Annotated in this window: 3 protein-coding genes and 1 pseudogene; 2 read left to right on the top strand and 2 right to left on the bottom strand. The window is 63.7% G+C overall.

Annotated elements, in window-relative coordinates; translation table 11 throughout:
- The first annotated feature begins 291 nt into the window (after positions 1-291).
- Both ASE71_RS12790 and ASE71_RS12785 read left to right on the top strand, forming a co-directional pair.
- The gene (locus ASE71_RS12790; protein WP_034802972.1) at positions 292-2,049 is read left to right on the top strand and encodes a glucan ABC transporter ATP-binding protein/ permease; all 1,758 of its coding nucleotides are present in this window, start codon (positions 292-294) and stop codon (positions 2,047-2,049) included.
- 154 nt (positions 2,050-2,203) lie between these two features.
- Positions 2,204-2,822: pseudogene (locus ASE71_RS12785) on the top strand (LysE family translocator).
- A gap of 29 nt (positions 2,823-2,851) precedes the next feature.
- Here the strand turns inward: ASE71_RS12785 and ASE71_RS12780 are convergent.
- Complete coding sequence (locus ASE71_RS12780) at positions 2,852-4,006, bottom strand: OpgC family protein (RefSeq protein ID WP_060521488.1); 1,155 nt, start codon at positions 4,004-4,006, stop codon at positions 2,852-2,854.
- A gap of 315 nt (positions 4,007-4,321) precedes the next feature.
- On the bottom strand, positions 4,322-12,949 hold the full coding sequence (gene ndvB / locus ASE71_RS12775; RefSeq protein ID WP_060521489.1) for a cyclic beta-(1,2)-glucan synthase: 8,628 nt from the start codon (positions 12,947-12,949) through the stop codon (positions 4,322-4,324).
- Between the last annotated feature and the right edge of the window lie 53 nt (positions 12,950-13,002).

Below are 13,002 nucleotides of genomic sequence, written 5' to 3'. Positions count from 1 at the left end.
CATACCACGCCCGGTCTTATGCGAAATATGCAAGAAATCGGAGTTGGCACGACAGATAGCAGACTATGAATATTCTCGCCAAGCTCACAGACGAGCGAAACGGGAAAACGAGTGGCTGTCCTGCGTCCGGCTACGGCTTCCCATTGCCGCAAAAGACCGTCTCAGCGCGGCCCCGAGTGCTCTAACGGTGCGAGGCTTCAATGCTCGCCATGAGGAACCTCGAGGACGCGGGTGCATCCGCCGCAGAAGGTCTGCGGCGCGTCAAATCCGGTACCCGGAAGGGGTGAGACAGTGTCATTGTTCCAGGTGTATGCAAGAGCGCTCCAGTATCTTGCGGTTCACAAGTTTCGCGTCTCAGCGATCGTGCTTGCCAACGTCGTTCTGGCAGCGATCACAATTGCCGAACCGATCCTGTTCGGTCGTATCATCGACGCCATCTCGTCGAAGGGCGAAGTCACGCCGATGCTGCTCATGTGGGCAGGTCTCGGCGTCTTCAACACCGTCGCCTTCGTGCTCGTCGCCCGCGAGGCCGACCGGCTGGCCCATGGCCGCCGCGCCACGCTCCTGACGGAAGCCTTCGGCCGCATCGTTTCCATGCCGCTTGCCTGGCATAGCCAGCGCGGCACGTCCAACGCCCTGCACACGCTGCTTCGCGCCTGCGAAACCCTCTTCGGTCTCTGGCTCGAATTCATGCGCCAGCATCTGGCGACCGCCGTCGCCCTCGTTCTGCTCGTTCCGACCGCCTTTGCCATGGACGTGCGCCTGTCGCTCGTGCTCGTCGTACTCGGCGCGCTCTATGTGGTGATCAGCAAGGTGGTCATGAGCCGCACCAAGGAGGGCCAGGCTTCGGTCGAGAACCACTACCACACGGTTTTCTCGCACGTTTCCGACGCGATCAGCAACGTTTCGGTTGTGCACAGCTACAACCGCATCGAGGCTGAAACCCGCGAGCTGAAGAAGTTCACCGAGCGGCTGATCTCGGCCCAGTTCCCGGTACTCGACTGGTGGGCACTCGCAAGCGGGCTGAACCGCGTCGCCTCGACCATCTCGATGATGGCGATCCTCGTGATCGGTACCGTGCTGGTGCAGCGCGGCGAACTCGGCGTCGGCGAAGTCATCGCCTTCATCGGCTTTGCCAACCTGCTGATCGGCCGCCTCGACCAGATGAAAGCCTTCGTCACGCAGATCTTCGAAGCTCGTGCCAAGCTCGAGGACTTCTTCACCCTCGAAGACGCCGTGCGCGAACGCGACGAGCCGGCCGGTGCGACCGAGCTGCCTCCGGTTGTCGGCGAGGTCGAGTTCCGCAACGTCTCCTTCGACTTTGCCAACACGAACCAGGGCGTGCACAACGTCTCGTTCACCGCCAAGGCCGGCCAGACGATCGCCATCGTCGGCCCGACGGGTGCCGGCAAGACGACGCTCGTCAACCTCTTGCAACGCGTCCACGATCCGCGCGACGGCCAGATCCTGATCGACGGCAACGACATCTCGAAGGTGACGCGCAAGTCGCTGCGCCGTTCGATCGCCACCGTCTTCCAGGATGCGGGCCTGATGAACCGCTCGATCTCGGAAAACATCCGGCTTGGCCGTGACGACGCGACGATCGAGGAAGTCATGGCTGCCGCCGAAGCGGCTGCTGCCTGCGACTTCATCGAGGGCCGCACGACCGGTTACGATACGGTCGTCGGCGAGCGCGGCAACCGTCTGTCGGGTGGCGAGCGCCAGCGTGTGGCCATCGCTCGCGCCATCCTCAAGAACGCGCCGATCCTGGTGCTCGACGAGGCGACCAGCGCGCTCGACGTCGAGACCGAGAACCGCGTCAAGGATGCGATCGATGCGCTGCGCAAGAACCGCACGACCTTCATCATCGCCCACCGCCTGTCGACGGTGCGCGAGGCCGACCTGGTGGTCTTCATGGACCAGGGCCGAATCGTCGAGATGGGCGGTTTCAACGAGCTCAGCCAGAGCAACGGCCGCTTTGCAGCCCTGCTCCGCGCCAGCGGCATCCTGACGGACGACGACGTCCGTATGAGCCACACGGCAGCGTAACGCTCGCCCGACGTCAGGCAAATCGTACATCAAGCCACCCGCGGTCAGCCGCGGGTGGCTTTTCTTTTTGGACAAGCGCCGCATCGGGAAGTCTTGTCATTCGCCAAATTGTTGGTAGACGGGAATTCCGGCTTCAATTCCAAGGGAATCACCAATGCCGGATATCTCCACCATCGCTCTGTTTGCCGCCGCAAGCCTCGTGCTGACCGCAAATGCTGCTGATTGCGTCTCGCAGCCTCAGCCAGGGCCGTGCCGTCGGGTTTCTCACCTATGCCGGCATCGCGCTTGGCACCTACTGCCATGCGCTCGCGGCGGCGCTCGGCCTCTCGCAGCTCTTCCTCACCGTACCGGTTGCCTATGAGATCGTGCGCTGGGCGGGCTGCGCCTATCTGCTTTATCTCGCCTGGAAGACGGTGCGTTCGCATTCCTCGGGCGCGTCCCCGACGTCGACGCTCAAGCGGCTCTCACGCCGGCGGGTCTTCGGCGAGGGACTGATGACCAACCTGCTCAATCCGAAGATGGCGCTGTTCGTGCTGGCCCTGTTTCCCCAGTTCGTGCACCCGAATGGCGGGTCGATGGTCCTGCAGATGCTTCTGCTTGCGACCATCCTGAACGGGATCGGCTTGCTGGTGAACGGCACTGTCATCCTTGTCGGCAGCCATCTGCGCGCAAGACTTTCCGGCTTCCGGCGTTTCCCGAAACTGCCGCAGTACCTTCTCGCCGGCGTGTTCACGGGGCTTGCCTGCCGCCTGGCACTGGGTTCAAGAACCTGACGCTGACGCACGGTCAAGGGCGGCGTTTGCTACGCCGCCCTTAGCGGTTTGGCAGACGCGATGCCGCGCAGCCATTCGAGATAATAGGCATAGGCAAAGTGCAGGCCGATGCCGGCGAGCACGAAGAGGCTGCCGAAGACCGGGTTCTTCCCCGTCACGAACAGCAGCACCTGGCCGGACATCGCCAGGATCGTGCCGAAGATGAAGATCGGTAGCGAATGCCGGCCGACCACCGCCAGCGGATGGTCGCGGTCGAGTTTGGCGAGGTTGCTGATCCGAGGCGTCACCGCGATGACGTAGCCGAGCGCCAGCACATGCAGCAATCGCGGCGTGGACAGGAAGGTCTTATCGAAGCCTGTCAGAACGGCCGGAAGACCGAAGGAGAGGTCGATGCTCCAGAACGAGAACAAGACCCAGACGGCGGAAACGGCAAGATAGGCACAGGACAGCATGATCAGCCAGGGCCAGCGCGGCAGCGATCCGCCGTTGCGCACATAGGTCATCATCACCACGCCGATGACGAACAGGAACTGCCAGGACCAGGGATTGAGAAACCAGTAGCCCTCGTCGAGGAAGTTCGACGGCACGAACTTGAAGATGCCCGCGGCGAACCACAGCGCGGCCGAGAGCAGAAGCAGCAGTTTCTTGCTGACGCCGTTCAGCCAGAGGATGCCCGGCAGCAGCAGGAACAGCGCCGCATACATCGACAGGATGTTGTTGTAGCCGAGCTGATGTCCCAAGAGCACCATGGCAACGATGCCCTGCTCCGTCTGCTCCACCATCGGGCGGATGTTGATCTCGCCGATCAGGTCCTGCCTTCCGAAGTAGATCGCGCCGCCGGCAAAGATCGCCAGCGTTACGATGCTCGTCATGATGTGGGCGACGTAAAGCGCCAGGGCCCGGCGCCAGATTTTGAGCGTCATGGCCAGCCGACCGCCGGAGACGAACTTGCCGCCATAGGCGATCCCGACCGAGAGGCCCGAGATTAGGACGAAAGCTTCAGCGGAATCGGAAAAGCCGAAGTTCTTGTGGGTCAGGTATTCGAGATATTGCCCGGGAACGTGATTGACGAAAATCGTCAGGAGACACAGCGCCCTGAACACATCAAGGCGTGTGTCACGCTCCTTCGGAACCAATCGGGCGGACATCGGGTCGACGCCACCCTGAAAAGTCTTTTGCAGCATGCGGTCCGTTTTCCAGGATTTGGCGCCCCTGCCCCATCCCTGTTGAAACGGGTACCGACGTCCCGCCTTTCGCGCGATGCCCGGCACCATGAAGGAGAGTGGGAGGCCATCTGCAGGCGGTTTCCCGCCCGGCACCCCGCTCACGAAATCTACAGCGCCGCGCGTCTTATCAGACGCGCAAAGGTCGCTGTAGGACTTTGAATTCCTGCACGACGCTCAGCCGTCGAGGTCGCGCTGCCGGCAAATCCGCAAAGAAAAACCGGCCTTGCCCTTGCGGGAACAAAGCCGGTTTCATCCTGTCTTCAATGCCGGCCGTTACAGCAAAATGCCTTCATGCGCGTTTTTTGTGACACTATTGTTGACGCTGACGATCGGCTCGCCACTTTTCTTGTCGCGTTCGACCGAAATCTTGTGCCGCGCGCCATTGAGCGTCACTTCGGCCGAGTAGCCGTTCCAGGCTGCCGGCAGCACTGGACGGATGACCAGCCTGTCGCCCTGCCGGCGAATGCCGAGGATGCCCTCGACGCCGACACGGTAGAGCCAGCCGGCAGATCCCGTATACCAGGTCCAGCCGCCACGCCCCGCCAGATCGCCTTCGCCGTAGATATCGGCGGCAACGACATAGGGCTCGACGCGATAGTGTTCCGCCGCTTCGCGGTTTTCGGCATGCGAGATCGGATTCAGCATCTGGAAGACCCGCCAGGCCTCTTCCGCCCTGCCCTGTTCGGCGAAGGCCAGGGCGACCCAGGTGGCGGCATGAGTATATTGCCCGCCATTCTCGCGCACGCCGGGCGGATAGGCCTTGATGTAGCCCGGATCCTGCGACGTCCGCTCGAGCGGCGGTGTGAACAGCCGCACGATGCGCTGGTCGGGGTCGACCAGTTCAGCCATGACCGCGTCCATCGCCTTCAGCGAACGCTGCTCGTCGCCTTCGCCCGAAAGCACGCTCCAGGACTGAGCGATCGAATCGATCCGGCACTCCAGAGCCTCACTGGTGCCAAGCGGCGTGCCATCGTCGTAATAGCCGCGACGGTAGTAGTCGCCATCCCAGCCGGCGGTCGCGAGCGCCTTCTTGAGCGCTTCGAGATGCGCCTCCCAGCGCGTGATGCGCGCCTCGTCCTTGCGCTCGCGCGCGAAGGGCAGGAAGCCACGCAGCGTGCCGGCGAGGAACCAGCCGAGCCAGGTGCTCGTGCCTTGCCCCTTCTCGCCGACCCGGTTCATGCCATCGTTCCAGTCGCCGGCAAGGAACAGTGGCAGGCCGTTCTCACCGGTCCGCTTGATCGCAAGATCGAGTGCACGGGCGCAATGCTCGTAGACGTCGCCGACCTCTTCGGAAATCTCCGGCTTGTAGAAGGCGTCGTGCTGCCCCGCTTCGAGCGCCGGGCCAGTGATGAAGGCAAGCTTCTCGGCAAGGAGATCGGACGTGCCGGTCACCGTGCAATAGCGGGTCACGGCATGGGCGAGCCAGACGACGTCGTCGGAGATCATCGTGCGCACGCCGGCGCCGGTTCCCGGCAGCCACCAATGCTGCACGTCGCCTTCGGTAAACTGGCGGGAGGCAGCGTTGAGGATCTGTGCCCGGGCGAGTTCCGGACGATGGATCAGGAACGCCAGCGTATCCTGCAACTGGTCGCGGAAACCGAAGGCACCGCTTGCCTGATAGAAGGCCGAGCGCGCCATGATGCGGCAACCGAGGCTCTGATAGGGCAGCCAGTTGTTGATCATGGCGTTGAAGGCCGGATCCGGCGTTTCCACCTTCACGATGTCGGTGAATTCGCGCCAGAACGTCTTGTTCGCCTCAAGCACCGTGTCGAACGCGGTCTCACGCAGTTCGCCGATGATGGCTCGAACCTGATCGTCCGTATCGGTATCGCCGAGGATGAACGTGACCTGCCGTTCGGCACCGGGCTCGATGGAAATGTCCGTTGCGACCACCGCGCAAGGATCGCCGTCGACATCGACGGAGCCCGAAAGATCGGCACCCGAAGTGACCGCCTGCGGCGCCAGAATGCCGCCGATCGCGCCCAGGAACTCCCGGCGGCTGGCGGTGTAGCCGGCCGCATCGCCGCCATCGACGGCGAAGAAGGCGGATCGGCCGGCAAAATCGATGCTGTAAGGGTTGGTCGCCACCAGCGCCTCGGCCGTCTCGTCCCATTTCGAAAGGACGAAGGGCGCCGAACGGGCACGGTTGTTGCCAAGTACCCACTCGTTGTAGCCGTAGAGCCTCAACTGCCGCGCAGACGCCGCACGGTTGCGGACAGACACGCGGACGAGCTTGGCCGGCAGGTTGCGATGCACCGTCTGGACGACCTCGATCTCAAGGTCGTCCTGGGTGCTGCGGAAGATCGAATAGCCGAGCCCGTGCGCCGTCTCGAAGACGACGGAACGGCGGCGCGAGAGCGCCGCATAGGGCGTGGCGACCGTGCCGCTTGCCATGTCGCGGATGAAGATGGCTTCGCCCGGCCGGTTGACGACCGTATCATTGGTCCACGGCGTCAGCTGGTAGTCGCGCGAGTTGCGGCTCCAGGAATAGGCCGCACCCTCGGCCGAGATGTGGAAGCCGAAAGCATCATTGGAGATGACATTGATCCACGGCTGCGGCGTCGCTTCGCCGCCGCGCAGGCGCACGACGTATTCGCGACCGCCATCGGCGAAACCGCCGAAGCCGTTCCAGAAGGAAAGGCCATCGCCCTTGATTTCCGCCGGAGCGGCATCCGCGTCCTCCTGCGGCGCTGCCAGCAGCGGGCCTGAGAACTCGGCGCTCTTTTCGGAGCCTTTCACCGGTGCCGGCGAATAGAGCGAGTTGGCGCGGGCGATCTGGTCGGAGATCGTGCCGTTGCGGGCATGGAAGACCGCGCGCGAGGCCGACAGCAAGGTCGACCACGTCTCCGCCTCCATCAGGTCGCGGCGCACCGAGAAGATGTGCTGGCGCGGACCGTCCGAGAGACCGCGAAGCCTCAGGTTCTCGCACATGGAGTCGAGCGCGTGCTGCATGTCCTGGGCATAGGACGAGGCGCGCTCGTTGATGATGACGAGATCGGCGGTGATGCCGCGGGCGCGCAGGTATTCCTGGGCGCGCAGCGCCTCACGGGCGATGCCGAGATCGCCGTCGTCATTGATGCGCAGGCAGAAGATCGGGTAGTCGCCCGAAATCGCCAGCGGCCAGAGCTTCGACTGAGAATCCAGGCCGGCCTGAACCGTCGCCGAATCGGCGCGCAGATGCATGTCCGGATAGACGAGGTAGCGGCCGAGCATCTGGAAGCTTGCCGCTTCCTGCGAGGTCACGCCGACATGGCGCATCTGCACCTGGCTGCGGGTCCAGGCGTGGATGAGCTCCTGGTTGAAGGTCTCCGGATGGCGGTAGCGATCGATCGCGCGATCGACCTCTTCGCGGCTCGGGGCGGCGATCGTCCAGAAGACGACGCTGACCTTCTTGCCGGCGGGTACGCGCACGACCCGGCGCAGCGACATGATCGGATCGAGCGTGAAGCCGTCCGTGCCGGAAAGCACCGCATCCGTATCGAAGGCAGCGGCTTCGGCAAGCGTGCGGCCCGGGCCGATGAAGCGGCGACGGTCGGTCTCGGCTTCCGTATGGCGGTCGCTGCCGGCATTGTCAGTGACGAGATGCGCCACTTCCATGTCCGGATCGCCGGAACTGCGCTTGTTGCGGCTGACGCGGATGACATCGCCGCGGCGGCTGATTTCCGTGCGCAGGAACATCTTCGAAAACGCCGGGTGTGCGCTGTCGGCCTCGTCTGTCGAAAGCACAGGCTCGGCATAGGAGGTCACTTCGATGAAGCGGTCCTGGGTGCCGGTGTTGAGCAGCATGACCCGGCGCCCTTCGGCATCGTGTTCGGTGGCGACGATGCATTCCACCTCGCTGGTGAGATCACCGACGGTCTTGACGAATTCCGCCTTGTCGTCGCCGAAGCGCGTAAGCATCTTCTCACCGGCCGCGCGTCGCGGCTCCGACGTCGCCGACCACCAGTCGCCGGTCGTCGTATCGCGCAGGAAGATGAAGGTACCGGTACGGTCCTCGACCGGATCCGGCTTCCAGCGGGTAACCGACTGGCCGTTCCAGCGGGCGTAACCGGCGCCGTTGGCCGTCAGCATCACCGAGTAGTGGCCGTTGGAGAGGAACACGGTCTCGCGGTCCTGCGAAAGCGGGTTCTCGATGATGCGGACCTCAGGGCGCAGGAGATCGTCCTGGCCCTTGCCGACCGATTCCGGCTCGCGCTTGGCATTCATGATCGGAATGTCGCGCGGCGCCTTTTCCTGCAACAGCAGTTCGGCGGCTTCGATCACCGGATCGGCGTGGAACCACTCGCGCAGGCGGCCGTTGAAGACGACGTTGGCGACAGCCGCGATCGACATGCCATGGTGGTGGGCATAGTAGTTGCGAACCACCGCGCACTTCTGGCCCTCAGGCACGCGCGTCGGCGTGAAGTCGACGGCGTCGTGGTAGCCGTATGCGCCGAGCGCGCCGACCTCGCGGAGACGCCCGAGGTTGGCGAGCGCCGACTTCGGATCGTACATGCAGGCGAGGATCGAGGCGTAGGGCGCGATGACCGCGTTCTGGCCGAGACCACGCTTGAGGCCGAGCGTCGGCACACCGAAGTTGGTGTATTGGTAGGTGAGCTCGTGGTCACGCGCGTTGAAGGCGGCTTCCGAGATGCCCCACGGCGTGCCGAGGCGACGGCCGTGATTGATCTGTTCCTTCACGACCAGATTGTTGGTCTGGTTGAGGATACCACCCTGACGCTCCTGCATGACCAGCGGCGGCATCAGGTATTCGAACATCGAGCCGGACCAGGAGATCAGCGCACCGCGTGCGCCGATCGGCACGATCGGCCGGCCGAGCTTGTACCAGTGCTCCGTCGGAAGATCGCCCTTGGCGATGGCAAACAGGCTGGTGAGACGGGCTTCCGACGCAAGAAGGTCGTAGCAGGCCTCGTCGAGCTCGTTGGCGTTGACGCGGAAGCCGATCGACAGCAGGCGCCGCTCCGGACGGAACAGGAAACCGAAATCCATCGAGAAGGCGATGTCGCGTGCCCGGTCCTTCATGACCAGCAGGCGCTGGCGCAGCGATTCGATTGCGCCGAGATCGAAGACGCCATCGGCGATATGGGCTTCGCAGGTGGTGACGAGCGAGTTGGCCCACTTCGTCACTTCGCTGCTTTGCGGCGTGCGCACCTCATGGTCGAGATTGACGGTGAGCTTGTGCATGTCGCGCGCCAGAACGGCTAGGTTGATCACCCGGATCGAAGCGAACTCGTGTTCGCGCATGATCGCGGCGAGCGCGTTCTGGAAGCCGACGATGCGCTCCTCGATCAGGCGACGCAACGGACGCACCGTCTTGCGGTCGTCGGGCAGGTCGCGCAGCACTTCCTGAAGGATCGCAGCGACGTCGCCGATACCGGTGAGACTGCCCTGGACATGCGCCGACGGCGCTTCGGCCCAGTCGCGACACATCGACGACACGGCGATCAGATGACCGGCCAGATTGCCGCTGTCGACCGACGAAATGTAGCGCGGCTCCATGGTTTCGAGCGTATTCGTCCGGTACCAGTTGAACAGGTGGCCGCGATATTTCGGCATCCGGTCGATGGTGGCGATCGTCTGCTCCAGCCGGTTGATCGTCTCCTCGAAGCCGATCCAGCCGAAATCGCGCGCCGACATGACGGAGAGCAGATAGACGCCGATATTCGTCGGCGACGTCCGCTCGGCGAGAACCGGTTGCGGCGTTTCCTGGAAGTTGTCCGGCGGCAGGAAGTGCTGCTCGGCGGTGACGAAGGTCTCGAAGTATCGCCAGGTGCGGCGCGCGATCAGGCGCATCTCGTCGATCGCCTCATCGGAAACGACAAGCTGGTCTTCGGTTTCGGCCGACTGGCTGACGAACCAGGCAACGGCTGGAGACAGGGCCCACAGCAGCGCAAAGGGAATGCCGATGAAGGGCAGGCCGGTGTCGGAAATCGCCGCAAGGGCCAGCGAGATCGCCGACAGCGCCGGCGCAACCCACATGGCGCGGTAATAGTCGCCAATGGTGCCGTGGCCGGCGCTCTGCACCTGCGCGGCCGTGCGCCATTCCAGCATCAGTTTGCCGCTGACGAACGTGCGGTAGAGCGAACGCACGATGGCGTCGCCCATCATCGCCGCATTGTGGGCGATGAAGACGATGCGCAGCGCGACCTGCGCGTTGGCGGCACGGACTTCGTTCAACACCGCATGCAGGTGCGCTCGGGCAACGATGTCGTTGCGGCGCGGCAGGAGGCCGTTGATCAGCGACAGCGTCGGCGCCACGAACAGGCTGAAGATCAGCACGATTTGCCAGATCAGCGCTTCGGTCGGCTCCATGTAGTACCAGCCCATGACCGAGGCGACGAGCCAGGCAAGCGGGATCAGCGAGCGGCGCAGGTTGTCGTACATCTTCCAGCGTCCGAGCATCGACAGCCCGTTCGACAGATTGAAGATATAGGGCAGCAGCTGCCAGTCGCCGCGCGCCCAGCGATGCTGGCGCGACATTTCCACCTCGTAGCGGGTCGGGAAGTCCTCGACGAGTTCCACGTCGGTCACCAGCGCGCAACGCACGTAGGAGCCTTCGAGCAGGTCGTGGCTGAGAACGGCGTTTTCCTGGATGCGCCCCTTCAGCGCCGCCTCGAAGGCGTCGACATGATAGAGGCCCTTGCCGGTGAAGCTGCCTTCGCCGGCAATGTCCTGATAGACGTCCGAAACGGTGAAGACGTAAGGGTCGATGCCGCGGTTGGAGGAGAAGATGCGCTGGAAGGCGGAGGCTTCGCTGCCCGTCGTCAGCGACGGCGTGACGCGCGGCTGCAGCAGGCTGTAGCCGGCGATCACGTTCTGCGTCTTCGGATCGACAACCGGACGGTTGATCGGATGGTACATCTTGCCGACGAGCTTCGTCACCGCATCGCGCATCAGGCGCGTGTCGGAATCGAGCGTCATCACGTACTGAACGTTGTCCGGCACCGTGTTGGCGCCCTGCAGGAACGAGGTATCGCGGTCACCGCGCAAGAGCATGTTCAGCTCGTGCAGCTTGCCGCGCTTGCGCTCCCAGCCCATCCACACGCCTTCCTGCTCGTTATACAGGCGGCGGCGATGCAGCAGGTAGAATCGGGTCTTGCCGTCATAGGCATAACGCGCCGAGAGCTGAGCGATCTCGCGCTTGGCATAATCGAGCACATCGGCGTCGGTGCTCGATTCCTCGTCCTTGCTGTCAGCCCAGTCGCTGACCAGTGCAAAGTAGATCTCGCCGCGCGGGTTGGCGAGATAGTGAACCTCGAGATTGCGCACCAGTTCGTCGACGTGATCGCGCTTGGAAATCAGGCACGGCACCGCAACGAGCGTGCGGGCGTCCTCGGGGATCCCGTCGAGGAACTCGTAGCCGACCAGCCGCGACGGTTTGACGAACAGCGTCACCAGCGTGTTGAACAGGCCCATCGCGCCTTCCGAGGCCGGCAGCGCGAAGAGCAGCAGCATGATCAGCTTCGCGCCACTCGGGATCGCCATCGGGCTGACGAAGGAGTAGACGGCGATCATCGCCAGGATGGTCAGAAGGATGTTCGGCCCGGCGATCGCAAACCAATCGAGCCTGCGGCTGAGGCGAATGATGGTCTGCAGCACCGACGGCCGGTAGCTGATCTTCTTTTCCAGAAGCTTGCGTTGCTTGCCGACGAGGAAGGATCCGACATTCGGCTGCTGCAGCGGCGCTTCCGTCTCGGCCGCGACTTCCGCCTCGCGCACCATCTGGATGGCGATTTGCGTCACTTCGAATTCGCTGTGCCCCGAACGGCGCGCCAGCTTTTCGATCGTGTCGCGGTACTTGTTGCGCGACCCGAAATCGAGCGCCGCATAATCGGAGCCTTCACGCAGCGCCGCATCGATCTTGCTGACGCTTTCGAACCAGACGGCCCAGTCGGTGTCGTCGATCTCACGCAGGCTGCGGATGATGTTGCTCATCGTCGCATTGCCGGACGACAGGCGGTTCTGCTCGGCGACCAGCGCGCTTTCGACGTCGCTGCCGCGCTTCTCGAGCTGATCCTCGATCCAGCCGATCACGGCGCCTGAGGTCTGCGACCCGTCACGCATGCGGTAGAGCAGCTGCGCGACGAAGGTGTTGTCGGCCGCCAGCGCTTCCGATTCCGCAAGCAGCGTGCGCGACTTTTCCGGATCGCTGAGGCGAATGATCTGGTCGGCGACGTCGTTTGCCTTGCGCCGCATGCCGCGCGAGCGTTCGACGCGGATGGCAATCCGCCGCAAATTTTCGATCAGCACGAAGCGCAGGATCGACGGCAAGGCCCAGAGTTCGCCGATCTTGAAGGTCTCGTGCTTCTGGAAGCCCTCGACCATCGCCGTGATGCTTTCGCGCGTCACCGTGCTGTGGGTGTGGGCAGCGTAGAGCCAGGCGAGCGCCATGGTGCGCGGGATCACCGTGCCCGAAACCGAAATCGTCGGGAGCTGGCGATAGAACCGGCGCGGGAAATCGCGCCGCACTTCCTGGATCGCCTCTTCGACGACGTGATGGTTGTCGAGCAGCCATTCGGCGGCCGGCGTGATCGTTGCCCCGGCCTCGACGTCCGCGGCCGTCGCCCGGTAGACGCGCAGGATCTCGTTCTCGTTCTCGCGATGCCGCGGACGGAACTCGAACGGGAAGAAGCCCGGCAGCGAGGAGACACCCTTGGCCGCGAGATCCTCGCCGCATTGCCGGAGGTCCTCCATCGAAAAGAAGGTGGAGCGGATCGAATCGTTGTAATCGATCTGCTTCGCTTCCGGTTCGCGCGGTGAGGTGGGCGGCGTAGTTTGGAGCTGCATGGGTACGGGTTCTGAATCCAACCGGGGTTGATCGGCCCGGCCCTCGTCGGGGTGCCGGGTTGGCTGCGGTCCTGAGAAATCAGGCTGAGCCGGCGCGTTGCTAGACACGGTCATGTGTCCTCCCATCCACCGTCATTTCCCGGGAAACCGGGATCTGGCGGTAACAG

Origin of the sequence: Ensifer sp. Root954 (genome assembly GCF_001429005.1) — a bacterium.
Classification (GTDB): domain Bacteria; phylum Pseudomonadota; class Alphaproteobacteria; order Rhizobiales; family Rhizobiaceae; genus Ensifer; species Ensifer adhaerens.
This window is presented reverse-complemented; position numbering and strand designations above follow the sequence as displayed.